The sequence below is a fragment of the Nitrospira sp. genome (assembly GCA_030653545.1).
Taxonomy (GTDB): Bacteria; Nitrospirota; Nitrospiria; order Nitrospirales; family Nitrospiraceae; genus Nitrospira_D.
This window is the reverse complement of record JAURZE010000005.1, coordinates 1-22,761: the sequence shown is the minus strand read 5'-3', so window position 1 is coordinate 22,761 and position 22,761 is coordinate 1. Positions and strand designations below refer to the sequence as shown.

Annotated in this window: 31 protein-coding genes; 12 read left to right on the top strand and 19 right to left on the bottom strand. The window is 59.2% G+C overall.

The features are described 5' to 3' along the window. Positions 1 to 157: 157 nt before the first annotated feature. The gene (locus Q7U39_00510; GenBank protein MDO9116410.1) at positions 158 to 481 is read right to left on the bottom strand and encodes a hypothetical protein; all 324 of its coding nucleotides are present in this window, start codon (positions 479 to 481) and stop codon (positions 158 to 160) included. Positions 482 to 628: 147 nt separating this feature from the next. Between Q7U39_00510 and Q7U39_00505 the strand changes: the two genes are divergently transcribed. Beyond that, on the top strand, positions 629 to 808 hold the full coding sequence (locus Q7U39_00505) for a hypothetical protein (GenBank protein MDO9116409.1): 180 nt from the start codon (positions 629 to 631) through the stop codon (positions 806 to 808). A 43-nt stretch (positions 809 to 851) separates the two neighbouring features. Beyond that, positions 852 to 1,367: a hypothetical protein gene (locus Q7U39_00500; protein ID MDO9116408.1), complete on the top strand. Its 516-nt coding sequence runs from the start codon at positions 852 to 854 to the stop codon at positions 1,365 to 1,367. 19 nt (positions 1,368 to 1,386) lie between these two features. Here Q7U39_00500 and Q7U39_00495 read toward each other — a convergent pair whose 3' ends face one another. From Q7U39_00495 to Q7U39_00485, 3 genes are all read right to left on the bottom strand, one after another. Beyond that, entirely contained in the window at positions 1,387 to 1,587 is a 201-nt protein-coding gene (locus Q7U39_00495; GenBank protein ID MDO9116407.1) for a hypothetical protein, read from the bottom strand. A 129-nt stretch (positions 1,588 to 1,716) separates the two neighbouring features. Next, positions 1,717 to 2,937, bottom strand: a complete 1,221-nt coding sequence (locus tag Q7U39_00490) for an FAD-dependent oxidoreductase (GenBank protein MDO9116406.1) — start codon at positions 2,935 to 2,937, stop codon at positions 1,717 to 1,719. Positions 2,938 to 3,117: 180 nt separating this feature from the next. Beyond that, a complete protein-coding gene (locus Q7U39_00485) occupies positions 3,118 to 3,600 on the bottom strand; it encodes a universal stress protein (GenBank protein ID MDO9116405.1) in 483 nt (160 codons plus the stop codon). Between the two features lie 366 nt (positions 3,601 to 3,966). Here Q7U39_00485 and Q7U39_00480 point away from each other — a divergent pair, with 366 nt between their 5' ends. The 3 genes from Q7U39_00480 (at position 3,967) to Q7U39_00470 (ending at position 6,808) form a co-directional block, all read left to right on the top strand. Further along, positions 3,967 to 5,040: a putative zinc-binding metallopeptidase gene (locus tag Q7U39_00480; protein MDO9116404.1), complete on the top strand. Its 1,074-nt coding sequence runs from the start codon at positions 3,967 to 3,969 to the stop codon at positions 5,038 to 5,040. Beyond that, on the top strand, positions 5,037 to 6,059 hold the full coding sequence (locus Q7U39_00475; protein ID MDO9116403.1) for an ATP-grasp domain-containing protein: 1,023 nt from the start codon (positions 5,037 to 5,039) through the stop codon (positions 6,057 to 6,059). The genes Q7U39_00480 and Q7U39_00475 overlap by 4 nt, the downstream gene beginning before the upstream one ends. A gap of 173 nt (positions 6,060 to 6,232) precedes the next feature. Then, positions 6,233 to 6,808, top strand: coding sequence for a DUF3365 domain-containing protein (locus Q7U39_00470; GenBank protein MDO9116402.1), 576 nt, complete (start codon positions 6,233 to 6,235; stop codon positions 6,806 to 6,808). 84 nt (positions 6,809 to 6,892) lie between these two features. On the opposite strand, the gene Q7U39_00465 is transcribed toward Q7U39_00470, so the two are convergent. After that, a complete protein-coding gene (locus Q7U39_00465; protein MDO9116401.1) occupies positions 6,893 to 7,711 on the bottom strand; it encodes a hypothetical protein in 819 nt (272 codons plus the stop codon). Positions 7,712 to 7,888: 177 nt separating this feature from the next. On the opposite strand from Q7U39_00465, the gene Q7U39_00460 reads away from it, so the two are divergent. The 3 genes from Q7U39_00460 (at position 7,889) to Q7U39_00450 (ending at position 10,295) form a co-directional block, all read left to right on the top strand. After that, entirely contained in the window at positions 7,889 to 8,350 is a 462-nt protein-coding gene (locus tag Q7U39_00460) for a hypothetical protein (protein ID MDO9116400.1), read from the top strand. Then, positions 8,347 to 9,735, top strand: a complete 1,389-nt coding sequence (locus tag Q7U39_00455; protein MDO9116399.1) for a GAF domain-containing protein — start codon at positions 8,347 to 8,349, stop codon at positions 9,733 to 9,735. The genes Q7U39_00460 and Q7U39_00455 overlap by 4 nt, the downstream gene beginning before the upstream one ends. 305 nt (positions 9,736 to 10,040) lie before the next feature. Beyond that, positions 10,041 to 10,295 (top strand): RNA-binding protein, encoded by a 255-nt coding sequence (locus tag Q7U39_00450; protein MDO9116398.1) that lies wholly within the window; start codon positions 10,041 to 10,043, stop codon positions 10,293 to 10,295. Between the two features lie 123 nt (positions 10,296 to 10,418). Here the strand turns inward: Q7U39_00450 and Q7U39_00445 are convergent, their stop codons facing one another. The 4 genes from Q7U39_00445 to Q7U39_00430 form a co-directional block, all read right to left on the bottom strand. After that, positions 10,419 to 10,700 carry a ribosomal protein L7/L12 gene (locus Q7U39_00445; protein MDO9116397.1) on the bottom strand — a complete coding sequence of 94 codons (282 nt, stop codon included), beginning with the start codon at positions 10,698 to 10,700 and terminating at the stop codon, positions 10,419 to 10,421. A gap of 34 nt (positions 10,701 to 10,734) precedes the next feature. Continuing rightward, positions 10,735 to 11,277, bottom strand: a complete 543-nt coding sequence (locus tag Q7U39_00440; GenBank protein ID MDO9116396.1) for a hypothetical protein — start codon at positions 11,275 to 11,277, stop codon at positions 10,735 to 10,737. 20 nt (positions 11,278 to 11,297) lie between these two features. Then, positions 11,298 to 11,753: a ferritin-like domain-containing protein gene (locus tag Q7U39_00435; protein ID MDO9116395.1), complete on the bottom strand. Its 456-nt coding sequence runs from the start codon at positions 11,751 to 11,753 to the stop codon at positions 11,298 to 11,300. A 578-nt stretch (positions 11,754 to 12,331) separates the two neighbouring features. After that, entirely contained in the window at positions 12,332 to 12,775 is a 444-nt protein-coding gene (locus Q7U39_00430; protein ID MDO9116394.1) for a CBS domain-containing protein, read from the bottom strand. Positions 12,776 to 13,472: 697 nt separating this feature from the next. On the opposite strand from Q7U39_00430, the gene Q7U39_00425 reads away from it, so the two are divergent. Next, on the top strand, positions 13,473 to 13,892 hold the full coding sequence (locus Q7U39_00425) for a hypothetical protein (GenBank protein MDO9116393.1): 420 nt from the start codon (positions 13,473 to 13,475) through the stop codon (positions 13,890 to 13,892). Between the two features lie 289 nt (positions 13,893 to 14,181). On the opposite strand, the gene Q7U39_00420 is transcribed toward Q7U39_00425, so the two are convergent. Further along, positions 14,182 to 14,694: a DUF4395 family protein gene (locus Q7U39_00420; protein ID MDO9116392.1), complete on the bottom strand. Its 513-nt coding sequence runs from the start codon at positions 14,692 to 14,694 to the stop codon at positions 14,182 to 14,184. A 105-nt stretch (positions 14,695 to 14,799) separates the two neighbouring features. Here Q7U39_00420 and Q7U39_00415 point away from each other — a divergent pair, with 105 nt between their 5' ends. Continuing rightward, positions 14,800 to 15,261 carry a hypothetical protein gene (locus Q7U39_00415; protein ID MDO9116391.1) on the top strand — a complete coding sequence of 154 codons (462 nt, stop codon included), beginning with the start codon at positions 14,800 to 14,802 and terminating at the stop codon, positions 15,259 to 15,261. Positions 15,262 to 15,310: 49 nt separating this feature from the next. Here the strand turns inward: Q7U39_00415 and Q7U39_00410 are convergent, their stop codons facing one another. From Q7U39_00410 to Q7U39_00385, 6 genes are all read right to left on the bottom strand, one after another. Continuing rightward, the gene (locus Q7U39_00410) at positions 15,311 to 15,736 is read right to left on the bottom strand and encodes an OsmC family protein (GenBank protein ID MDO9116390.1); all 426 of its coding nucleotides are present in this window, start codon (positions 15,734 to 15,736) and stop codon (positions 15,311 to 15,313) included. 89 nt (positions 15,737 to 15,825) lie between these two features. Next, positions 15,826 to 16,284, bottom strand: a complete 459-nt coding sequence (locus tag Q7U39_00405) for an isoprenylcysteine carboxylmethyltransferase family protein (protein ID MDO9116389.1) — start codon at positions 16,282 to 16,284, stop codon at positions 15,826 to 15,828. A gap of 81 nt (positions 16,285 to 16,365) precedes the next feature. Next, the gene (locus tag Q7U39_00400; GenBank protein MDO9116388.1) at positions 16,366 to 16,710 is read right to left on the bottom strand and encodes a 4a-hydroxytetrahydrobiopterin dehydratase; all 345 of its coding nucleotides are present in this window, start codon (positions 16,708 to 16,710) and stop codon (positions 16,366 to 16,368) included. A gap of 257 nt (positions 16,711 to 16,967) precedes the next feature. Then, a complete protein-coding gene (locus Q7U39_00395) occupies positions 16,968 to 17,405 on the bottom strand; it encodes a CBS domain-containing protein (protein ID MDO9116387.1) in 438 nt (145 codons plus the stop codon). Between the two features lie 245 nt (positions 17,406 to 17,650). After that, a complete protein-coding gene (locus Q7U39_00390) occupies positions 17,651 to 18,223 on the bottom strand; it encodes a pyridoxamine 5'-phosphate oxidase family protein (GenBank protein MDO9116386.1) in 573 nt (190 codons plus the stop codon). A gap of 60 nt (positions 18,224 to 18,283) precedes the next feature. After that, entirely contained in the window at positions 18,284 to 18,892 is a 609-nt protein-coding gene (locus Q7U39_00385; protein ID MDO9116385.1) for a hypothetical protein, read from the bottom strand. Between the two features lie 75 nt (positions 18,893 to 18,967). Between Q7U39_00385 and Q7U39_00380 the strand changes: the two genes are divergently transcribed. Then, complete coding sequence (locus tag Q7U39_00380; GenBank protein MDO9116384.1) at positions 18,968 to 19,771, top strand: hypothetical protein; 804 nt, start codon at positions 18,968 to 18,970, stop codon at positions 19,769 to 19,771. Between the two features lie 435 nt (positions 19,772 to 20,206). Here Q7U39_00380 and Q7U39_00375 read toward each other — a convergent pair whose 3' ends face one another. Together Q7U39_00375 and Q7U39_00370 are read right to left on the bottom strand one after the other, a co-directional pair. Further along, entirely contained in the window at positions 20,207 to 20,539 is a 333-nt protein-coding gene (locus Q7U39_00375; GenBank protein ID MDO9116383.1) for a low molecular weight protein tyrosine phosphatase family protein, read from the bottom strand. 68 nt (positions 20,540 to 20,607) lie between these two features. Then, entirely contained in the window at positions 20,608 to 21,246 is a 639-nt protein-coding gene (locus Q7U39_00370; GenBank protein MDO9116382.1) for a hypothetical protein, read from the bottom strand. 345 nt (positions 21,247 to 21,591) lie between these two features. Here Q7U39_00370 and Q7U39_00365 point away from each other — a divergent pair, with 345 nt between their 5' ends. Further along, positions 21,592 to 22,605, top strand: a complete 1,014-nt coding sequence (locus Q7U39_00365) for an IS30 family transposase (protein ID MDO9116381.1) — start codon at positions 21,592 to 21,594, stop codon at positions 22,603 to 22,605. 17 nt (positions 22,606 to 22,622) lie between these two features. On the opposite strand, the gene Q7U39_00360 is transcribed toward Q7U39_00365, so the two are convergent. Next, the coding region (locus Q7U39_00360; protein ID MDO9116380.1) for an IS30 family transposase at positions 22,623 to 22,761 on the bottom strand (139 nt) is incomplete at its 5' end.

The following is a 22,761-nucleotide window of genomic DNA, read 5'->3' as shown; positions in this document are numbered from 1 at the left end:
ACCTCACCGCAACAAAAGCATGAAACGGGGAAAACCGTGAACAAGTGACGGGTCATCACTCCACCTCGTGTGCCGCCACGGCCAGGTCAGACTGAAGACCGCGCTCGAAAGACGCAGACGACGCGAAGATTCACACCCCCTAAGAAACACGTGTGCGCTAGCGCGCACCGGCTGGCGAAGCGCTACTCGCGGCATCGGGGACTTGTAGAACGATAGAGAGCGCCCGTCGATCCTCGCCGACCTGCGCCACAATCTTGTCGCCGGTCTTGAGTCGTCCGGCCACCACGCCCTCAATTTTTGTGTCGGGGGTCACAACGAGACGCATCTCGTGACCGGAGAATTCTTTCACGATGAGCTCATTGCCTTCCCAATACATCACATCCGCCTTGATCGCAGTGGGTGCGGTCGACGCGGAACCCTCTAGCGCCGCGGCAGGAATGACTGAAGCAAAGAGCAGATAGAGTGCGAGAAAAAGTGCCATCACCAACCCTCCCTCTAGATAGATGTTGAACGGATAGACATATCATACGTTCCCGCCTACATACTCGCAACTGGGGAAGCGGAGCTGATCGCAGGCGAAGCCGGACTGTTGCTCCCAAGCCGATCCTTGCCGCACAATGGCCACCCCATGGCACCGACTGACCCGATTCAGATCGCTCAACTCATCGTCATACACAACAATCTGGCTTACCTCTATGCCTGGCGCCGCGTGAGACGCGCGACCGGTATCGCGCCGGACAGCCGCGCGAACGCGGCCAATCAACTCGCCGCCCATCGGCTCAATAGGGAAGTGCGTCGCTATCCATGATGGTTTGAACAGGAGGATACGACGGATAAGGTGCGGTGACCTGATGAAGATGGCTCGCGAACTTGGGCTTGTCGTCGGTCTCGTCCTCATGACCGAAAGCCTCGTGTCGGGCGGCGAACCAACCTGGCAGGAGCAGCAAAATCTTCCGGACTGGACCGCGCCGGTCCTGACGGAGAAGGCCTTCGCCTCCACCTATGCCCTGTCCACACGGCTCAACCCTTTCTTTTTGCACGGAGACTTCAACGGGGATGGACGGCTCGACGTAGCCGTACTTATCGTGCACAAGAAGAGCGGACAACAGGGCATCGCGGTCCTCCATGCCGGCGCACAGACCCCGATTGTGTTGGGAGCAGGGCGCGCCGTCGGAAACGGCGGGACAGACTTCGGGTGGTTGGATGCCTGGAGCGTCTTCGTTAAACAGGCGGCTCAGCAGAGCGCCACGGGAAAGAAACCGCCTGCGCTACGCGGCGACGCCCTCCTCGTACAGAAGCTTGAATCTGCCAACGCCCTGCTCTACTGGGACGGGACAACCTATCGGTGGCATCAGCAAGGCGACTGAACAACAGTCCTCACAGAAGCTACGATCCCCACCAGATCCATGCGGCGATCATCGCAAGCACCGCCCCGAGCGGACCGAAAACGAAGGCCCCCGTCATCGCTGCCTCCGTCGACTTGTCATGGCGATTCGAAGAGAAGGCCGTGACCACCGCCATGCCGATGAGAAATCCGCCGAGATAGCCGCCGAACGCCGAGACCAGCAACTTTCCCAATATGGCCATGTGCAATCGAGCCTCCGGCCAATGGAATCTCAGCCGAAGAATGTACGATCCTCAAGGGGGCCTGTCAACGCGGGTGAAGCGATCCGAAAAGGAGAATATCCGCAATGCGCCGGCTCTACTTAGTCCGACCTAGCGCACTGCTGAGGTCCGGACATGTTCCGGACGGAAACCCATGCCGATCAGGCGGGCGGGGATGCGCCGAAGAAGGGGAAAGCGGGCAATGAGCCGGAGCGGCCAAGGGGGCACAAGCGAGCCGTCGCCGGCAAGGACGGTCTTGATGACTCTATTTTGAAGCAGGAGCTGCATCCGTTGCGTCATCTGCGTCGGCCAGGCGCGCCGTTCCTGCACCAGCCGGAGATCCGCAGGCGTCACCGCCCCTCGCCGTAACAGCCCCGCCAACAGATTCGCCGTCGCCACGGCATCCTGTATCGCCAGATTGATCCCGACCCCGCCGATCGGCGACATTGCATGGGCCGCATCGCCGATGCAGAGCAGCCCGGGGCGACACCAGTCCCGCAGCCGATCCACCTGCACCGTCAGGAGCTTGACCGGCTCCCAACTTTTGATTTCGTCCACACGATCCGCCAGAAAGGGCGCCAGCCTCCCGACCGTCTCGCGAAACACCGGCAGGCCCTGCGTTTCCAGTTGCGCGCGCGACCCTTTGGGAATCACAAAGCCGCACTGCCTATAGTCGCCGCGATTCAGCATGATGAAAATGCGGCCCCGATCGAAACGACCGACCGGACTCTCCGGATCCTTTGCGCGACGAGGGAGCCCGAACCAGAGCACATCCATCGGTGCCCCGAACTCCTCCACCGGCAAGCCGGCCCTATCCCTGACGACCGAGCGTCGTCCGTCCGCGCCCACCACCAGATCGGCGCGCACCTCCATCGGCCCCTCGGGCGTCGTTGCCCGAACCCCCACAATCGTTCCTGCCAGCTTGATGAGATCCGTCACCTCCGCTTGCATCAGTACGCGAAAGGTGGGATAGCGCGAGCCCTGCTCCGCCAGAAAGTTCAGAAAATCCCATTGGGGCATGAAGGCAATAAATCCGCAGCGGGTCGGCAAGGTGGAGAAATCTGCAACCGTCAGGGCCAGATCGCCGAACTGGGCGTTGATTCCCGGCGCCTTTTGATGCGGCAGCGTGAGCAGTTGCTCCAGCAGCCCCAGCTCGTGGATGATTTCGAGAGTGGAGGGATGAATCGTATCGCCGCGGAAGTCGCGCAAAAAGTCGCCGTGTTTCTCCAGCACCAGCACGTCGACACCGGCGCGCGCAAGCAGCAGTCCAAGCATCATGCCCGCCGGACCGCCGCCTGCGATGCAGCATTGCACTGAGACGCTCCCTGCCACAGATCCTCCCTCAGACCAGGCCAGGTGCAGAACGAGAGAGCGAAAGAAAACCCGCTCGGGACTTTCTCACAGGCGGTAGGCTACTGCGAGTAGCGGAGCCTGTCAACGCGGGAACACACTCCGTGAGGGAGAAGCGCGCCCGTGCCGGTTTCGTCACTCACACAGAGGAGCCCGACCTCGTCACTCCACTACCCAGATCGCAAAACCCTTGGCGTCGCGCAGGAGTTGATCGGTCACGCCGCCGAAGACCCGCTTGCTTCGGGACATCCCATGCCGCCCCACGACAATGGTTTCGTGGTGTCCGATTCGCGCCTCTTCGAGAATGTTTCTGGCGATATCGTCTTCATGGCCATACTTCAACGTCACCCGGCCGGGGTCGAATCCTGATTGGTTCAGCGTCTCGCACGCCTGCTTCAGGATATGGCACTCGGCGTCCCCTTCCTTCCGGATCCAGGCCTCCTGCTCACCGCGCAACTGCACCCCCAATTGCGCCTCGGTGGCGGGATCCTCCGATCCGCCATGCTCCAGCAACTCCCGGGGCATGGGCTTGAGCACATGAAAGAGTGTAAGGGCGACATCGGGAGTACGGCGCAGGAGTGATCCAACATAGCGGGCAACGCGATGGGAATTCTCGGACTCGTCGACGGCCAGAAGAAATCGCATAGCGGCCTCCTTGGCAGGACGGAGCGAACGGGGCAATTGGCTCTATATTATTCCCCGTTAGTCAGATGATAACAAGGGGGACCGGGTTCCTCATTCATGGCACTATCATACGAGACGAGCCTCCGAAGTACCTATGGCCAACGGTTTAGAGCTGACAGTCCGAACAATGAAACCTCTGAGCGCTTGCACCACACGCCCTACGCTATCCGCTCTTGTGGTGGGGAAGGAATGAACATGGCTGCCGCGGCGGGTCAGATCAACAGGGTTCCTGCCCCATGTTCTCATCCCGCCATTGGGGATCGACTGGCTGCCTTGCAAAACGTACAATGTCTCAGCTTCTTCAGCTATGGGACCTTGACCTGAACGATGGCAACTCAAGACAAGAACGAACCGGTACAAGATGCATCCCTCGATGCGATACGGAGCGATCTCACCGATTGGACAACGTGGCCGGACGAGAAGTTGCTGGATCTTCGGCTATGCGACCTCGATCTCAGGATTGCGGGGAGCCATCTTGAAGATCTCATCGCGCAGCTCTATGGCGAACTTGATGGCCGCGGTCTTCACTTTCATCCCCATTTTTGGCTGTCTGAGGAATGGTTCTGCCCGGATAATGTGCCCGGCATCGCGATCCCGTTCTATCTGGCCCATCCCCGGCTCGCCAAGCTCGAATTGACCCAGATGCTGGAAGTGGAAGGGGGCGATCCTGACTCGTGCATGCGTATCCTGCGGCATGAGGCGGGCCATGCCATCGAGAACGCCTTCAGGCTGCGGCGACGGCGACAGCGGCTGCAACTCTTCGGGAAGAGCTCGGTCCCGTATCCCGAGGACTATTCCCCCAAGCCGTATAGCAAAAGTTTCGTGCTGCATCTCGACTCGTGGTACGCGCAGAGCCATCCCGATGAGGACTTCGCCGAAACGTTCGCCGTGTGGTTGACGCCCAACTCTCAATGGGAGACCCGCTATGCCGGATGGCCGGCGCTCAAAAAACTTCAATACGTTGATCGACTCTCGCAGACTCTGGTTGGCCAGCCTCCGCTCAACGTCTCCACCGAAGAAGTCGACCCGCTCAGGCGGCTGCGCACCACCCTGCGCCGGCATTACAAGAAGAAGCGCCGGCATTACGGTGTCGATCATCCGGATTTCAACGACCGTGATCTGCAGCGGTTCTTCTCCGGTGCGCCGGAGCACGCCGGCCACATGACGGCGATCCGTTTCCTCATGAAGATTCGGAAGCCGGTACGCCGCCTCGTCGCCGACTGGACAGGTGTGTACCAGTACACGATCGATCAGGTCTTCGAAGACCTGATCGCACATTGCCGCCCGCTCAACCTTCGCCTGGCGGTGTCGGAAGAGCAGGCGACACATGAGTTCACAGTCTTTTTGACGGTGCAAGCGATGAACTATATCCACACCGGCGGGCGGCGGGTGGCGCTATGAAACCGCTCAGAGTCCTCGTGCTCATGGACAAGCAGTTGGTGCCGCCCCAGAATACCTCCGGTATCGATACGCAGAAAGCGGCATGGAAGACGGAGTTTGACGTGGTGACGACGCTGCGGAAGATCGGCCATGAAGTCGAGCCATTGGGGGTGGAAACAGAACTGGGCATCATCCGCAACGCCATCGATGCCTTTAAGCCTCACATCGCCTTCAACATGCTTGAAGCGTTTCACAATGTCGCCATCTTCGAGCCAAACGTCGTGAGCTATCTGGAACTGCTGAAAATTCCCTATACCGGTTGTAATCCGCGGGGCCTGCTGCTCGCCAAGGATAAGGGACTCTCAAAAAAGCTCATGGCATACCATCGCATCCCCATGCCCGATTTTGCCGTCTTCCGGAAAGGACAGAAGCTCCGCGTGCCGAAGGATCTGACCTTCCCCCTGATCGTCAAATCGCTGACGGAGGAATCCTCGGTCGGGATCTCCCAGGCTTCGGTCGTAGAAGATGAGCAGAAGTTGCGGGAGCGGATCGCCTTCATCCATGAGAGCATCGGCACGGATGCCCTCGTCGAACAATTCATCGACGGCCGGGAGCTCTACGTCGGCGTCATGGGGAATCAACGACTGCGTGCCTTTCCCGTCTGGGAAATGCAATTTACCAAGATGCCGGACGACGTGCACCGCATCGCCACGGGGCGGGTAAAATGGAACCCAAAGTACCAGGAGAAATACGGCATCCAAACGGCCGAGCTCAAAGACGCGCCCGAGGGCGCCAACGAGCGCATACGGCACCTCAGTAAACGAGTCTACCGTTCGTTGGAACTGAGCGGGTATGCGCGGATTGATCTACGGCTGGATAAAGACGGAAGGATCTATGTGCTGGAGGCGAACCCGAATCCCCAAATCGCGCAGGACGAAGATTTCGCCGAATCCGCCAAACAATCAGGCATGCCGTACACGAATCTGCTTCAGCACATCATCACCCTGGGGCTGCAATGGCGGCCGGAAAGCAACAGATGATCGCGCGCCACCGGGCAACGAAGATTCCCGACAAGCTTGTCCATTATGGACTCGACTTCCCCTCGTCGCACACCGGCTCTGGAATACACCCTGTCGCCGGTTTGTAACCTACGGGCGAGAAGACTATGCTACGGGTGTCAGGCCGGTCCCAGCCTTCATCCGGAGGTACCGCCATGAGACGTATCAGTGCCGTCGCACTCCTCATTGTACTTCAGTGCCTGCCGATTCCCGCCGCATCGCTGGCCGGCGAACAGACCGGCATCCCGCCGGAGATCGTCGCAAACTACCTCCATGCGGTGATCGAAGCGGATCGGACGTTCTACACCATCCACGTGGTCGAACGGCTGCAGAGGAGTGGGGTCGTGGCGGCAGCCGAAAACTGGCGGTCCACGAAGAATACCCTCCCCCTGCCAGCCCAGTTCCTTATGGAATCCAGCGCACTTTCAGCAATGACTGGCACATCGGTCCGTTACCGGCTCATTAGTCTCTGGCCGATCAATCCGCTCAATGTGCCACGAAGTGCCGCAGAGAAGGCCGGCCTGGAGTCGCTACGCACGCACCCGGAACAGGTCGTGACCGGCACGGTCACGCAAGGGAGCGAGACGTACTTTCAAGCCATCTATGCCGACCGGGCCGTGAGTCAGTCTTGCGTGGGGTGCCACAACACCCACCCCCAGAGCGCCAAGAAAGACTTTAAGCTGAATGAGGCCATGGGAGGCCTCGTGATCGAAATTCCGATGGGACGATAGGGCAAGAACGGAGCCATAAGCCGGACAGTCCAGCGAACCGTCCGGCTTCAGCCATTCCCCTCGTTGAATACAACACGCAAGCGGCTACCGGACGGTGAAGTCCAGCGTCATACCCTTCGCAAAATGCGGCGTTCCCGTGGCGCGGTCCTGGAAAAAACAGACCAGCCCATAGCGACCTGGTTCGAACTGGGCCGTGAAAAAGGCGTCTCCTCCGCGTTCGATGCCGACTACTCCGCCGATGGGGGCTCCGGGTGGAGGCGTGGCGGTCCGCGGTTCGACCGCCGCCGCAAACTCGCTCGCCGTGGCGCCCGGCGCCAGCTTCACCACCACCACTTCATGCGGCTGCGCCCCGTGATTCACCACACGCAGCGTATGGAACCCTGCCGGGATCGAGCGCGACAGGCCGAACCGGAAATCCTCCTGCGTGATCGTCACATCGGCGCGCGGCGCTGCCACCGCGACCGGTTGGGCGCCTCTGACGGACAGTGCTTTCTGCATCCCGAGCGCCAGATGGGGGATCCCCTCTTCGTTCGGAATCAGGCAGATCAGGAGATAGTCGCCCTCCGCGAGAGGCATCACCGCCACGGCATCCGCTCCCGGCACAATGGCGTTCGGTCCTCCGACGAATGTCACCCAGTCCGGCATCCGCCCGGGCTGAGCGGCCATCGCAGCGCGAAACTCCTCCGCCGTTTTTCCCTGCTGAAGTTTGAGAAGTTGAATCTGATGGAGATCCTGCCCGCGGTTGACGATCTGCATCGTCGTGAGCCCGGCGGGAATCCGCTCAGGGCCGGTGAACCCATAATCATGCGCGGTAAACACAACAGGGGAACCACCGGCGAATGCGACAGAAGACGCAAGCAGCAGAGCCGCCGCCGTCATCGATTGAAACACAAGACTGACCATGGGAGCCTCCTTCCGATCCGATACGGCCGATGTGAATGATTTGCGAGAGCGCCGGTTCGGTGCGGCCATCACCGCCGCGGCAGGGCAAACCGTAGCACGGGGGGCCGCGCGGCAGGTCCTAAGAATATGCTATCGTTGTCCTAAATTATTCCTAAACCCGCGCATCGGGCACCGGCCATGATCCCTTCCGCGATCGTCGATCTTCTGCAGACAGGAGTCTCCGTCATCGTCGGGACGCGCGACGCGTCCTTCATGCCGGAATGCACGCGCGCCTGGGGCATTCGACTCGGCAAGGATCGCCGGTCCGTCACCATCTTCCTCACGGAAGCCATCGCCGGGAAGACCCTGCAGAACCTGCGCGAGAACGGCTTGGTGGCCGTCAGCTGCACCAGGCCGACCGATCACGTGGCCTGTCAGATCAAAGGCCGAGTCCGTATCATCCGGCCGTCCACCCGGCAAGACCAGACCCATCAACGAAATTGGAAACGCGAATTCATCGGCGAGATCGCCGCCATCGGCGTGCCGACCGAACTGGGTGAAGCCTGGATCACGGAGCCGGCGCTGGCCGTCGACATCGAGGTGACCGACGTCTTCCATCAGACGCCGGGCCCGGGCACCGGCGACAAGGTGTCAACGTGAAATCGAACGCCCTCGCGATCGAAGACCTGTGGCCCTGCCTCCAGGGCATGATTCCGGCGGCGTTGAGCACCTGCTCCAAAGACGGCATACCGAACGTCACCTACGTCAGCCAGGTCTATTACGTCGACAGCGGACACGTCGCGCTCTCCCATCAGTTTTTCAACAAGACCCACCGGAACGTGCGCGAGCATCCCTACGCCTGCGCCATGCTGCTCGATCCGAGAACGCTGCAGGCCTACCGCCTGCAATTGCGGTTCGACCATTCCGAAACGGCCGGCCCGCTCTTCGAATCGATGTCGCTCCAGTTGCAGGCCATCGCCTCCCACTCGGGCATGACGAACGTGTTCCGCCTCCTCGCCGCCGACGTCTACGCGATCGTAAGCCTCGAACGCGTCGAGGGATTTACCAGCCTGCCCACCCCGCCGCCGTCGGAGTTGCCGTCCCGGCTGTTCGTCGCGGAAGACCTCGAACGGCTACGCCTCATCAGCGAACGCCTCAACCGCTGCGAGACCCTGGGAGAGCTGCTCGAAACCGCGCTCCAGTTGCTGGATGAACGCCTGGGCTTTCGCCACACCATCCTGCTGCTTGCCGACGAATCCACCGCCACCCTCACCGCCATCGCCAGCCGCGGGTATCCTGAAAACGGAGCAGGCTCTGAAGTCGGATTCGGCGAGGGCTTGATCGGCATGGTCGCCCGGTCGAAGCGCGCACTCCACCTGTCCGCCATCGACCACAGCCTGCGCTATGCGCGGGCGGTGCGCGAACGGGCGCAAGCCTCCGGGAACACTGCGGCCGTGTGCCGCGAGATCCCCCTGCCCGGGCTGTCCCGCACCGCCTGTCAAATCGGCGTCCCGCTGGTCACGCGGGGCCGGCTGATCGGAGTTCTGGTCGTCGAGAGCCTGGAGTCGCTAGCGTTCATGCCGCGAGAAGACAGCCTCTTGACCATCATCGCCGCCCAACTGGCGACAGGCATCGAACAACTCAACCGTGACCTGGACGACACCGCGCCAGCCGCGCCCATGGAGAGCAAACCGGCTCCCCCATCAGGCGCATCGGCGCGCACGAGACACTTCTGCTTTTTCCACGCCGACGACTGCGTCTTCGTCGACGGCGAATACCTCATCCGGAACGTCCCGGGCCGCATTCTCTGGCGTCTGCTCACCCAGCATCGGGACGAGGGACGAGCGGAGTTCACCAATCGGGAACTCCGCATGGATCCCTGGCTCGGCCTGCCCGAGGTGAAAGACAATCTCGAAAGCCGGTTGATCCTCTTGAGAAAACGGCTGGAGCAGAAATGCCCGGACATCCGGCTCATCCCGCGTGGCCGGGGGCGGTTTGCACTCGAAACGGACGGAGCGATTGCGCTCTCCGAAAAGGCGGGCTGAGACAAACGATCGCCCCCGCACCGGTCCGCCAGATTTTCCCGTCACCCCCCATAGTTTGAAGCGGCAGATACCGAGCTGGCGCCTAAAAGAGCCTTGCTCGCATCTTAGTTGAAAGTACGCACCCAGGGATTCACCTAGTGGCGCAGCCGAAACCTGGCTGGTAGAGTTATTACAGACACTCGGGACAAGGAGGACATTGCCTTGCGCAAGAGCCGGTAAGCCGTCGTTTCGGCCTCTCTCCTGGACTTCTGTTTCCGCTCTTTGCTTACCAAGACAATGCTTTCCGTTCACATGGAGGTGTTGGCATGGCGTCAAAAATCTACATCAGCGGGTTTCCGCCCTCGTACACCCAGGGACAGCTCCGCCAGATCTTCGTCCCGTTCGGGAAGGTAGAGTCGGTACAAGTCCTGCGGGATGCGCGAGGGTGTTTCGTCGGGGTCGTGCAAATGTCCTCTCCTGAGGACGTGGAGCACATCTTCGGGGCGCAGCAGGTATTTCAAATCGAAGGCAAGCATCTGGATATCTGGGAACCCCCGGACTCCGAAGCCGCGCAGAACTGACCTGATGTGAGTCACGTGGCGTGACAATCACTTCATGCTCTCTTACGGGATCGCCGGAAGGGGATGCACTGAAGGGGAAGGAGGTCAGGAGCGCACACTTCTGAATGACGGAACTGCCTGGGCTTACCGGCTCTGAAAAAAGAAGTACGCCGCAGCGGCGGCAAAGATCAGCGCAACGATCAGCCCGCGTTTCAGCTTCTGCCACATCTCTGCTTGAGCCTGCTCCAGCTTCTGTCGCAAGGATGGTTGGGAGCGGATGTAGGCGTCCACCAAGTCCTTGGCCTCTTTCAGACCAAGATTCCGCTCTACACGCACGACCTTAATCGCCGCAATCACATCTCCCCGCCACAGCATCTCGACTGTCGCATTGGAAAGCTTGGATGACTGAGTCTGGTCGGTTGTCATACAAGCGGTCCTCCCGCCATGCGGACCTTACAATTTACGTAGCCTGGGCACTACCCTTCAGCTCCCCGAGCAACTTCCGGCCTCGTGCCCTCATCGCCGGCGTTCCACTGACCGTCAGCTTCTGCAACTGCCGTAGAAGCGCAGGCCGAAGATCCGGCGCCTGCCGAGTGAGATCGGCCAGAGCCTGCATCGCGCAAGTCTTCACAATACTGCTGGAGTCTCGCAAGTAACCCTGGAGGATGTCAGACACCCGTTGCTGTTCGCGTGTGCTCCATCGAACACGCGGCAGCATCTGGGCCACATGCCTGCGCACCTCTTTCTGATCGCGCTCCACAAGCGGACCAATCAGGTTCGATTTATAGGGGTGCAGAAATTCCGGATGGACGACCGTAATCTTTTCGACGGCATCTGCCGCCCTCGCCCGCACGACCGGATCCTCCACAAACAGCCCTCTGAACAGTTCGCCGAACTGCGTCGGATCGACGAGCACTCCTGCGACGACTTCGTCGGACCGTCCGATCGACCGGCGATCACCGCCTTCGAGCTTGCGCAAGATTGATGACGTCACCATCGCCATCGTTCCCGCTCCGTTGACCGTTAGGAACGAAAGGGCTGCACATCACCTGACTTGCGCAACATTTTATTCACCTCGTCAAGATGCAACTCTTCGCCGACGATCATCTCCCGCGCATATTCTTCCAACAAGACGGACTTTCCTTCGGCGATTTTCAGCAACTCGTAATAGGCGGCAACCGCCGCCTTTTCATGGTCCAAGCTTTCCCGCAGGATATCCCCCACATCATGCTTCTCGGTTTCCAAGAGCGTCCCGATTTTCAGCGACGGGTGGCCGCCCAGCAATGTCACCAGTTCCCCGGCCTTATGGGCATGGGCCAGACTCTCGTCGGCGTTCCCCTTCAGCCAGGAGACGATCGGAATGCGGTTATAGCCGTAGACCATCAGAGAGTAGTGCATATAGCGGACGACGCCCGCCAACTCATGCTCCATAATCTTGTTGAGAATCCCGACAGCCCGTTGCGTATCTTGATCGTTCATCTACTGCCTCCTGTTATGCCAGACGTTCACATACGGAGATGTTGCCAATGGCGTCGCACCGCAACATGTCTGTTGCCGTAGAGCACGACACCATTCGCCATTCACTACAAGGGAAGTCTACTGGAAAGCCCCGTGGGGATCCACCTCTTCCAGGTCGTTCGAGAGTGGGAAGGATTGAGGGGTCTCGCTGAGGAAATCGCGGACATACATCGGCGCGCTGTAAGAAAAGAGCGGGACCAGATCGGAATTCCCACACAGGCTAAGCGACTGCCGGCAGCTGGACCGGTCAACGCCAAGCGGCTCGATGCATCAATCGCTGGCATCACGCACAGGCGACAATCAAGTATGGACTCCCGGCCCATTTTCTTGTTCCTCGCCCAATTCCGCGATGCGGATGTTCCATCAACGGCGAGGCAGGCAAGGCCAAGACAGTCGGGCTAGTTGCATGCATGTAGAAATTGCAGACATCCTCAAGCCAGGCTGAAGCACCAGACCCCTTGGCAGACTCATGAGGGGCAGCATGCGTGAAACTCAAGACAGTTGCTGCCCCCATGTCCAGATTCGTTCATGCCCCCAAATCAAAACGTCCAAATTGGCTTGGTCGCTTTGACGTAGCCCAAGAGGATGTCTCTGCGAGAAACGATGCCGACCAGCTTCCCTTCGGCATCGATTACGGCAACCCGGATCAGATGTTTGCTTTGCAGCAGATTCATGACCTCCATGACTGGCGTTTCCCCGGTCACAGAAATCGCCCCCTTCGTCATGATGTCCCCAGCCGTGACCGAGGACAGTTCCTTGCCTTCCGTGATGACCTTCAGCAAGTCGAACTCACTTACAATACCCAGCACCTTGCCGTCTTTGGCCAAAATGGGAACGCTTCCAAACCCACCTTCGGTGATCGCCGCAGCCAGCCGATCTCCCTTGGTCTCAACGTGGTAGTAGGACACCACGTCTTGCATGAAATGTTCGGCCTTGAGCGTGGCGAAATCTTTGACATTGACCATGTAATCAGCACGTCGCATACGCGGGTTCTCCTTCACGGTAGAGATGAATAGTGGCTTCTTCATGAATGCATGAAGAATTCGCTCCATCTTGCCTATTTGCGCCGATGGCACTCGGAGCAATCCAGATTGTATCTTCGCCTGATGCAGACAAGGGAGCGGTGTGATGCACCCCGTGAAGGTGAGCCTCACAGGCTAGTGTCGGTGAAGTGGCCACATAGAAAGCGGCGCAAATCAGTTGAGATTCTGACGAGCGCCTCTGCCAAGAGGTGAGACTTCAAATCGAATCTAGCAGTAATGTGAGAGGCGCGCAACCAAGAAGGGCAAGGCCCCAAGTCTGGATCGTGAACAGCGCGCGCAAGAACATCGACCTGGAGACTCAGCATGCTCCACTCATTGTCGTGGAAACATCTATCAAGACTGCTACTCAGTACCGCGAACTGATAGAGTGCTAATCAACTCACCCTTCTTCCAATCCGTAGCGCCCACGAAAAATGTGCGTAAGGTTACCCTGATTCCCATGCACCCATAGAGTGTAAGGGATGTGTTGCCGTTGAAATGATTCGCACTCGGGAAGAGGGAACGAGTCCCGCAGGGCCTACCACCACACCCTACTGCGGTGCAGGATACGAGAACATAGCTGACGTCACGATACGCGATGTAGGGCTAAACATAGCTCGGCAGGGCCATCAATATAACTAGCAGGGAGGATCTACCCGTGAAGCGAGTCGTAGTGCTGTGTATGGCGGTATTGATTTCCGTTGTCTCCACGGTTGAGGTGGAGGCCATAACCCCCGACGTTGAGTTTAAGATCAAGATCAACAAAGAGGGCTTTCATGATTCGAACGGACAGCTCATTAGCGCACCCTTTCAGGTGAAAAAGGGTGAGGCCGTGCGTCTCACATTTCTGTTTGACGAAAAAACGTCTGAAGTCTTGCGCGATATCATGCGCGATGCCAATGAACAGCATGGATTTGTACATGCCTTTGCCCTCCATAATGGCAAAGAGATCGTTGTGGAAACAAAGGACCTCAGCCTCAAGAATAGAGAGTCCACGCTAAATTCATTGCCGGCGACAAGGGCGCGCAGCACTACAAGGTGTATTGCACCCTCATGTGCTTCGGCATGGAACACTTGAGCAATCTGACAGTCGAGGTACGCTAAAGGCGTGCCGTGAGCCCAACCTGGGCCTACGATTTCTCTTTGATCTGCAAGCGAAACCTCTCATCGGATTAAGCCGTTCTGGCAGTTTCGCCAAGAACGGCGCGATGAGCATCGATCCCCCGCCACAGCGACTCGACCGCCGCATTGGAAAGGGTGGACGACTGAGTCGGATCTTGCATCATAGGAATGGTCCTCCAGCCGTGCAGACCGTACAATTTGAGAAGCTTGTCCTGTAGGGCTTTCCTACAACAGTGCCGGGCAGCTCACTCGATCTGGCAGGACCCGGGCGCTCCGAAGATGAGCCCGTAGATGAACGAGGGAATGCAGAATCCCGTCGTCACGTTCACGAGTGCCGCACCCACCAGCCCCCAGCCGAACAGTTGACCGGCGAGCACCCACCCCGATTGAAAACTCCAGGCCGCCCCGACGAGCATCAGCGTCGCCAGGAAGCAGGCAAACCGCCGCGGCAGCGGATAGCGGGGAAGCGCCGGCCCGCCGGTCAATCGTCGCACGCCCCATGTGTACAAGAGGTCGAACGGATGGCCGGGCAGCAGCGCGCCCAGCAAGGCGAAGGGAGACAGAGCCCAGAGCACCGGGGCGGATTGCAGCGCGGTCCCGCAGGCCGTCCAGGTCATGCAGATCGCAGGCGACAGACGCAGCCAGTACTTGATCTGACTGATCTGCCGATCCTCCAATCCGAGAAACCCCTGCGCCTCGACACGACGACGCTCAACCGGCGTCACCGACGCGGAAGCTGTCTGTTGAGCGTCGCTCATGCGCGGTAGGCTACTGCCGTCAGAAACAACTGTCAACGCTGGCCGCAAGCATCAAGGACTCACCAACTGAGATGAGGGAGAGGGAGAGGGAGAACGCGACACCCCGTGTTTGGATCTCAGGGCATTTACAGCGATCGCAGGCTCGGCTACGCTCAAACTGCGATGCACAGATTCAAACCGGCGCTGGCTTACTTTCTCATCGTCTTCGGAGCAGGCTTTGTGCTGGGGACGGTCCGTGTTCTGTTCGCGCTTCCCCTTCTCGGCGAGCGGACGGCAGAGTTGCTGGAAATGCCCCTCATGCTCGCCGTCATCGTCCTGGCCGCCCGATGGATCACCAGGCGGTATCTTCAACACGCAGAGCCACGGGAACAACTTGCCGTTGGAGGGATCGCAACCGGATGCATGCTGGCAGCGGAATTCCTGGTCGGCCTTACCCTGCGCGGCCTGTCACCGATGGAAGTCCTGGTGAATCGCGATCCGGCTTCAGGAACCGCCTACTATCTGAGCCTGCTGCTCTTCGCCACGATGCCATGGCTCCTCGCGCATCGCCCGTGGAGACAAAGGTAGCAGACCGTCCGATATCAGCGGGCCTGTCCCCTTGGTTCCGGCGACTGCATTACCCTTCCAGTCTGGCTTGCATCGTGATCGTCGTGTTAAGCAGGCGCGAGATCGGGCAGCCGGCTTTGGCCGCCTGCGTCGCCTTCTCCCACGCAGCCTGATCCGCTTTGGGCACTTTCCCTTTGACGTCCAGCAAGATGCCCGTCACGGTCCATCCCGCTTCGAGCTTCTCGAACGTGACCGTGGCCGTCGTTTCCAGCTTCTCAGCGACCAGACCGGCAGCGCCCAATTGGCCGGACAGCGCCATCGTGAAGCAGCCCGCATGCGCGGCGGCGATCAGCTCTTCCGGGTTGGTGCCCTTGCCGCTCTCGAATCTCGTCGAAAAGGAGTATTGCGTCTGCGACAACACGCCGCTGTCCGTCGACACCGTGCCTTTGCCGGACTTCAAGTCGCCTTGCCAGATAGCCGAGCCTTTGCGTTGCATGGGACCTCCTGTAGTTATGGAATTACCGACCGGATTCCTTGTCCTTCGACGTGTGTACTTACTTCACACAGCAACCGCGTTGACGTGTGTTAAATCCATCGGCGCACCCGGGCGGCATAGGCGGTGAACTCCAGCCCGAACAAGGAGGTCAGCGCCCGTTCTTCCGGTTCGATCTGATACCGGTTCATGTACCACACGAATGCCGGGAGAAAGAGGAGGGTCAGCACATGGGCCAAATAGATCGCCCAGGCGAGCAACACCAGGAGCAGCCCCAGATACATCGGGTTGCGGGTGACGGAATAGATGCCTGATTGAACCAGTGCCGACGAAGATCCGGGCTTCATGGGATTGACCGTCGTGCCGGCCCGGCTGAATGCGACCACACCCCACAGAGCAATGATCCCGCCCGACGCTGCCACCAGACCTGAAACGACCTCGCGCCCGGGAAAGGAAACTTCAATGCCCGGAACGGCCCGCGCCGCAAACCACATACCGGCGACAGTAATCAGAACGACCGCCACCGGAGGAATCTTAAGTTCGAGCGTCATGTTATAAGGCTACGCCTCTCGCACTAGGGAGGCAACTCACGCGGACCTGTTTGGGGTACTACAGGCCTGCATTCGGCCCCGTCATACCGGCGCCCGAAACGGTTTGAACTTCTGTTCGGCTTTAGCGGCCAAGAGAAAATCGCTCTCGGTCAGCCCCTTACTCTTGTGCGACCAGATTTCAACCTTGCACTTCCCCCAGGCCAGATAGACATCGGGATGATGGCCCTGCGCCTCGGCGACCGCCCCGACCTTCCTCACAAACGCCAGCGCCTGCGCAAAGTCCTCGAAAGTGTAGAGCCGCTCCAAATGCCCTCTCCCGTTGATCTTCCAATTCCCGGAAAGCTGCTTCAACAGCTCCCTCGCGCGGGTGGCCTTCAACTTCGGCACCGCGGCTCCATCGCTACGCTTCTTCTCGATCAGTTTCATCGGACGCTCCATGAACGGTCACAACGGTTGATCACCAGCCTATCTCATTTGGAGTACATCCGATCGTGACCGCAAGGATGCCGGCAGGGACGAGACGAGCCCCACCTAGTTTCGCTGAACCCGCGTGGCCGGCTTAACCCTGACACACACGAATGTTCGCCTGCCCCTGTCGACCATCACGCGGCACCGGAGCATTCCGTTCACACGGCATTCGGCTGAGAAGGTCGAAGACCACAGCCCGTCCGGCCAATCCTCTCCTATGGCCAGTAGATCGCCTTGGCTCTCACGTATGCGAAGACGATATCACGGCGGGCAACTATGCCGATGAGGCTGTTGCCGTTGACAACCGGCACGCGAATCAAGTGCCGCGATTGAAGCAGATGCACCACATCCGTCACCAGCATCTCCTCGGTAACGGTGACGACGTCGCGCGTCATGATGTCCGTCGCGGTCAGTTCACCGAGGTCTTTGCCCTCATCCATCACCCGCAACAGATCGAATTCACCCACCAGCCCGACGAGCGTCAGATCTTCTTCCACGACAGGAACGCTCCCAACGTCCCCGTCGGCCATGAGCCTGGCGATCGTGTAGCCCTTCGCCTGCGGACTGACCGTGACGATCGCATCCTCCATCACGTCCCGAACGGTTAAAGTCTTGGGATCATGGGCACTCGTAAAATGTGCTGTCTTTCTCATCGCGATTCCTTTCTCGGCCCGCTCACTGGGATAACCCAGCTTTGTATCGCTGATCCGATCAGTGATCTGACCACTGGTCCAGCCGTTCGCATACCAACCGACGATCGACCCTCTCCCCTGAGCTATGTATCGATGTTGCACCTTCGCATGGATGGGGACTGACCCAAACTGCACACTTTGCAACACTTGATACGGCGGAGAAGAGGCAGCAGTCCGGCCTCTATATCTTGCCCACAGGTTTTCGTTCACGAATTATTCCCTTTTTGTTCGAGGATGTTCGTGGGAAGACCGTCGAGGCTGAGCTGATTCTTCTCCTTCCAATATTGCTGCAACCCCTCCTCACCTTTCTTCTCGGCCCACTCGTTCAGCAACTCGCGGTCGCCGGTGTAGGAGAGATAGGGCACGGCCATCCCGCAGGAGGTTTGCACGAGATCGAGCGTCACGTCGAAAATCTGCCGTGCGCCGGGCAGCGGAGGGAACAGCGAAGCCAGCTCGCGCCATGCCGCATCGCCCTGGTGGACAACGGTCGCGGCACCGTAGAGCCGCAGAATGACCGGCGGTCCGTCGAAGGCGCAGAACATCAGCGTCATGCGCGGATCCTGCTGCACATGGGCCGACGTTTCATTCCCGCTCCCGGTCACATTGAGCCACACCACACGCCGGGAACTGAGCACGCGCAAGGAATCCATCCCCTTGGGCGACACATTCACCCGGCTCTCTGCCGTCGCGGTTCCGACAAAGAAGATCTTCTGCTTGGCGATGAATTGGATATGCGTGTCAGAAAGTTCGTCGTATCGCTGAGCCATAACGTTGAGCATCTCTCGCCTGGGACTCGTACATCCCGCATTGCCGTTGCGGAGAAGGAATTACCCCCGGTCTTATCTGGCCTGCATCGGTGCGTCCACGGCCTGTTGCCCAACGTCAGGATGCTGCTTGTGGACGGCAGCGAGTGTGGCGTCACGGGCATCTTGCACTGTATAGGTGAAGGGAACTCCCATTGTCACCCGCCGAGGCACCTCCAGAAACAGCCGGCCGATATACCAGGTGGCATCTGGAGCGACTGAAAAGGTCAGCCCCAGGTCGCCGCCCATGGCCGACAATCCTTCGTGGCGAAAGGTCTTGAAGAGATAGGTGCCGATCGGTAAGCGTGCCACAAAGATCCGCTCCTCCCCTGGCTTCGCATCCAATTCATACCGATCTGCATACGGCGGTACCCCTTCGGGATCATGTCCGCCGATTTTGACGATTTCAAAGTCATAGACAAATCCGGCAGCCTTGCGGCCGAACAGCCGATTGAACCAGGAGTTGGGCGGTTCCTGCTCCGCCTGCACAAGGACCGAGCCGATCACCACTCCCCCATCCGGTCCGGCAGGCTCGATCCGTCCACCTGACATATCAAGCGAGGGCGTCGCGCAGCCGGCCAGGGCAAGCAGCGCCACGAGGCAGACCACCCAGCCAAATACGTCACATCGCCGGCGTATCAGCATTTCCGCCTTCCATAATGCTCATGACAAACCCTCCGCCAATGACGATAAGGGACTTGTTCGGTATAATGCCGCATCATGGCTTGTCGGTCTTTAATGCGTCAACTGCATGGCCACCTGCGGGACATCACAGTCCTGATCGGAGCCGTCGCGGCCATGACCGTGAGCGCCGTATCGCCGGTCGCAGGAGCCTCCCTCCCCGATCATCGATTCTCATTGGAGTTTGAAACGGGAGCCGTCTGGCAATCGCGCAATCAGATTCAGATTCCCGACAGCAGCGCAGGAACCCGCTTTGCTCTGACCGATATCCAGGGGAACGGCCCCGAAGCGCATCGACGGGTCGAGTTGACGTGGAACATCACTCACCGGCATTCACTCCGGTTCGTCTACGCCCCGCTGGCTTTTTCCGGCACGGGCGCATTCGGCACGCCGGTGAACTTTGCCGGCGGCTCTTTCACGCCGGGCGCCGCAGTGGATTCCGAGTACAAGTTCGATTCCTACCGGCTGACCTATCGCTATCTCCTCCACGAATCGGATCGCTGGCGCTGGCGCATCGGCGCTACGGCATTCGTCCGGGACACCCGGGTGGAGTTACGTCAACAAGGCGTCACGGCGTCCGACAGTAACGTCGGGGTCATCCCGCTGCTCAGCGCCAGCATGGAATATGACTTTGGTCCGCGCTGGACGGCGTTGCTGGATTTCGATGGGCTCGTGGGCACGCAGGGGCGGGCCATCGATGCAGCGGTGAAGATTCGCTACGATCTCACTGATGCCTGGTACATGACGGCCGGATATCGCGTGTTCGAAGGGGGAGTCGATAACGACCGGTACGCCTTCGGCTGGTACAATTTCGCTCTCTTCTCGTTGGGCGTTCGATTCTAACTGATGGCAGAAGGAAGCGCCGCAGATACAAATGCCACCCAGACGCATGTCAAAGCGAGAAAAGGTGTCGGGAGTCTTTTCTCGCCGTAGCACAAGTCAAATAACACTCTACCAGCCCTTCCAAACTCGCGCTCTCTTCACTAGTGCGGCCTGAGCGCTCTTCGAGTGCGCGCGTCGGACGAGGCCCTTTTGAGAGCGCGCGTTCCGCGAGTAAGACTCGCCCACCTGCGCGCCAAGCACCTTCACCGTCATCTTCGTCCCACAGAAGTCGATCGACCAACCCTCGCCGCGCTTGAGCGCATATCCCTGCGTATCAGGTGGAATCACGACAAACCCTCACGAGTTCTTTGAATGAGCAGAGTCAACGGTGATGCAACGCCCCCCAGCCGCGCCATCCATAAGAGCTTAGGATTGGATGCCCTTTCCCCTTGATTCTTACTTGTAGCTCGGCAAATGACGAGGAACACGCTCCCGCAATATCTTTACAAGCTCTGGATCCATGTACTCAAATTCATCCGGAATATCGAGACAGATAATGCCTATGGACTTGATAAACGCTCGGAATTTATTCGAGAGCCTATTGCGATGCGCTTTTTCCATCACAAAGATGATATCGGCCCACTCAAGCAACTCAGGCGTCACAGGACTCACTGCATCGTTATTCAGGCCCGCCGAAGCCACCGCTATCCCTGGCCACGAAGCAAATACCTGCTCAGCAGTAGGACTACGAAGCTTATTCTGGCTGCATATGAACAAGACATTCTTCATATCCCAGGCAGTCTAATGGAATAGTCATAGCACCGCCAGAACGAGCCATCGGGAAAAGACACCGCAGTTTATTTGGTGTGCTGACGTAGGCAGGACATAACCTTGCTACGCTCACAGTACTCACGACTCCCCGTAGTAAGCTCGATCAGCCATAAACCGCCAGAGAAATCGTAGGCGTATACTTCCTCCTGATTTCCCGACTTTAAGAACCCGTAATTAGGAGATAACCAGCCACGAGACGATAGGCTCCGCGGAATCGACTCAATCTGCTCGGAGGAATACAGCCCTTCCAGCTCATACGCACGAACCAGTTGGCCGTTTGACTTGTAGATCGCAACCACTTTTCCATAGCCCGCATTCTGCCAATTGTCGAACGTCACCATATAGCCGAGGTTGCTAATCAAGATGTTTGCCGGAGCTACAGGATTCAGCAAAGCCACATCTGCGATCAACTGATAAGATCTATCCGGCTGCCTCTCATAAAACTCCCCGCGTGCGTAGGCCCCCTTCTTCGACCCTGAAAAACCCAATGTATCGCCCAGACTCTCACCTGGAACAACCCGGACGAGATATTGACCATTCTCGCTTATGCCGTGCTGTGGAGCCGGAGCCGGCCATTGATCAGCAGAAGCCGGGCAAGGCCAGATCATTATCAACACCGCAAGCGCAAAGCTCATTCTCATCGCAATATATTGCTTTAGTCTCATTTCACAGATCTCCCTTATCGACACCAAGAGACTCACATTTATAGGTCAGGCAGACCAGGGAACAGCTCAGCCACACTTGCGAGCGACTAGCATGCCTTGATTTCGGGTTCGTCGGTAGCAAGCACTTCTATGATCTTGTGGTCCGTCGCAATCACAAAGTGCTGGCACTGGGGCAGAACGAATCCCATTACACCCTCGTTCTGCATATCCTTGATCCACGCACTATCTTGGACCTTGAAAGCTCTGGCGTTTGTCGGCCCCTCAATCTGGTAAATGCTGAAATAGAATGCTTGAGTTCTAACTCCAAGTGCAACACTGCAGGCCCTGAAGGGCTACGGTGTTGCCATGCGAACGAGATCTTATAGACACATGAGTGCCGAAGAACGTGAAACCTTGAGTCTGGGGCTGGCCCGCGGCCATTCGTTGCGGATGATGGCCACGGTATTGGGTCGCGCGCCCAGCACCGTGAGCCGTGAGTCGGCCCGCAACACGACGCGAGGCCGCCCCTATCGCGCCTGTACGGCACAGGTCCAGGCGGCTGCCAGAGCCGGTCAGCCACGGCGACCCCGCAAACTGCTGGATCCCTGGCTGTGGCAGTATGTGCGGACGCATCTGACTCAGGGCTGCTCGCCCGAACAGATTGCCGGACGCCTCCGACGCGCGTATCCTGACGACATGCGCAAACAGCTCTCGGCCGAGACGATCTATGCGGCGCTGTATGTGCTGCCCCGCGGCACCCTGCGGAGCGCACTGCTGGCGGCGTTGCGTCAGGCGCGCAAGGCGCGCCGGCCTCGGGCGCGGGGGACGGATCGGCGGGGCCAAATCCCCAACATGACGCCGATTGCCGAGCGCCCGGCCGACGTGGCCACCCGCACGGTGCCCGGCCACTGGGAGGGCGACCTGATCAAGGGGGCTCGGAATGGCTCGGCCGTCGGAACCCTGGTGGAGCGGACGACACGCCTGGTCATCCTGGCCCGGATGGAGGGGACGGATGCGCGGAGTGCCCGTGAGGGCTTCACGAAAAAACTCCGGCATGTGCCGGCTCCGCTGCGGAAAACCCTGACCTACGATCGGGGGAAAGAGATGGCCGAGCATGAGCAATTGGCCCAGCGGCTCGCGATCCAAGTGTTCTTTGCCGATCCGTACAGCCCGTGGCAACGCGGCACGAATGAAAACACGAATGGGCTGCTGCGCCAGTACCTGCCCAAGGGCACGGACCTGTCGGGCTACACCCAGCGCGAGTTGAACGCCATCGCCCATCGGTTGAACACGCGCCCGAGGAAATGTCTCGACTTTGCCACGCCCCTGGAAGTCTATGCGCAATTGCGCCATCATTCACCCGTTGCACTTGGAACTTGAAACCGCCCAGGGTGGGTTCAACCGGTGAGCGCAACACCTGCGTCCAATATAGCCGCTGGCGTCTGAAATCCCAAGGTCTTCCGCGGCCGTTGATTCAATCGTAACGCGATCTTGTTCAAGTCTGTCTGCGAGTAGCGTGACAGGTCGGTGCCTTTC

What these genes read in the sequence shown, in the direction of transcription:
- Q7U39_00510 (MDO9116410.1), bottom strand. Translation starts at nt 481, where the DNA reads ATGGCACTTTTTCTCGCACTCTATCTGCTCTTTGCTTCAGTCATTCCT.
- Q7U39_00505 (MDO9116409.1), top strand. Translation starts at nt 629, where the DNA reads ATGGCACCGACTGACCCGATTCAGATCGCTCAACTCATCGTCATACAC.
- Q7U39_00500 (MDO9116408.1), top strand. Translation starts at nt 852, where the DNA reads ATGAAGATGGCTCGCGAACTTGGGCTTGTCGTCGGTCTCGTCCTCATG.
- Q7U39_00495 (MDO9116407.1), bottom strand. Translation starts at nt 1,587, where the DNA reads ATGGCCATATTGGGAAAGTTGCTGGTCTCGGCGTTCGGCGGCTATCTC.
- Q7U39_00485 (MDO9116405.1), bottom strand. Translation starts at nt 3,600, where the DNA reads ATGCGATTTCTTCTGGCCGTCGACGAGTCCGAGAATTCCCATCGCGTT.
- Q7U39_00480 (MDO9116404.1), top strand. Translation starts at nt 3,967, where the DNA reads ATGGCAACTCAAGACAAGAACGAACCGGTACAAGATGCATCCCTCGAT.
- Q7U39_00475 (MDO9116403.1), top strand. Translation starts at nt 5,037, where the DNA reads ATGAAACCGCTCAGAGTCCTCGTGCTCATGGACAAGCAGTTGGTGCCG.
- Q7U39_00470 (MDO9116402.1), top strand. Translation starts at nt 6,233, where the DNA reads ATGAGACGTATCAGTGCCGTCGCACTCCTCATTGTACTTCAGTGCCTG.
- Q7U39_00465 (MDO9116401.1), bottom strand. Translation starts at nt 7,711, where the DNA reads ATGGTCAGTCTTGTGTTTCAATCGATGACGGCGGCGGCTCTGCTGCTT.
- Q7U39_00460 (MDO9116400.1), top strand. Translation starts at nt 7,889, where the DNA reads ATGATCCCTTCCGCGATCGTCGATCTTCTGCAGACAGGAGTCTCCGTC.
- Q7U39_00450 (MDO9116398.1), top strand. Translation starts at nt 10,041, where the DNA reads ATGGCGTCAAAAATCTACATCAGCGGGTTTCCGCCCTCGTACACCCAG.
- Q7U39_00445 (MDO9116397.1), bottom strand. Translation starts at nt 10,700, where the DNA reads ATGACAACCGACCAGACTCAGTCATCCAAGCTTTCCAATGCGACAGTC.
- Q7U39_00440 (MDO9116396.1), bottom strand. Translation starts at nt 11,277, where the DNA reads ATGGCGATGGTGACGTCATCAATCTTGCGCAAGCTCGAAGGCGGTGAT.
- Q7U39_00435 (MDO9116395.1), bottom strand. Translation starts at nt 11,753, where the DNA reads ATGAACGATCAAGATACGCAACGGGCTGTCGGGATTCTCAACAAGATT.
- Q7U39_00430 (MDO9116394.1), bottom strand. Translation starts at nt 12,775, where the DNA reads ATGCGACGTGCTGATTACATGGTCAATGTCAAAGATTTCGCCACGCTC.
- Q7U39_00420 (MDO9116392.1), bottom strand. Translation starts at nt 14,694, where the DNA reads ATGAGCGACGCTCAACAGACAGCTTCCGCGTCGGTGACGCCGGTTGAG.
- Q7U39_00410 (MDO9116390.1), bottom strand. Translation starts at nt 15,736, where the DNA reads ATGCAACGCAAAGGCTCGGCTATCTGGCAAGGCGACTTGAAGTCCGGC.
- Q7U39_00405 (MDO9116389.1), bottom strand. Translation starts at nt 16,284, where the DNA reads ATGACGCTCGAACTTAAGATTCCTCCGGTGGCGGTCGTTCTGATTACT.
- Q7U39_00400 (MDO9116388.1), bottom strand. Translation starts at nt 16,710, where the DNA reads ATGAAACTGATCGAGAAGAAGCGTAGCGATGGAGCCGCGGTGCCGAAG.
- Q7U39_00395 (MDO9116387.1), bottom strand. Translation starts at nt 17,405, where the DNA reads ATGAGAAAGACAGCACATTTTACGAGTGCCCATGATCCCAAGACTTTA.
- Q7U39_00390 (MDO9116386.1), bottom strand. Translation starts at nt 18,223, where the DNA reads ATGCTCAACGTTATGGCTCAGCGATACGACGAACTTTCTGACACGCAT.
- Q7U39_00385 (MDO9116385.1), bottom strand. Translation starts at nt 18,892, where the DNA reads ATGCTGATACGCCGGCGATGTGACGTATTTGGCTGGGTGGTCTGCCTC.
- Q7U39_00380 (MDO9116384.1), top strand. Translation starts at nt 18,968, where the DNA reads ATGGCTTGTCGGTCTTTAATGCGTCAACTGCATGGCCACCTGCGGGAC.
- Q7U39_00375 (MDO9116383.1), bottom strand. Translation starts at nt 20,539, where the DNA reads ATGAAGAATGTCTTGTTCATATGCAGCCAGAATAAGCTTCGTAGTCCT.
- Q7U39_00370 (MDO9116382.1), bottom strand. Translation starts at nt 21,246, where the DNA reads ATGAGACTAAAGCAATATATTGCGATGAGAATGAGCTTTGCGCTTGCG.
- Q7U39_00365 (MDO9116381.1), top strand. Translation starts at nt 21,592, where the DNA reads ATGCGAACGAGATCTTATAGACACATGAGTGCCGAAGAACGTGAAACC.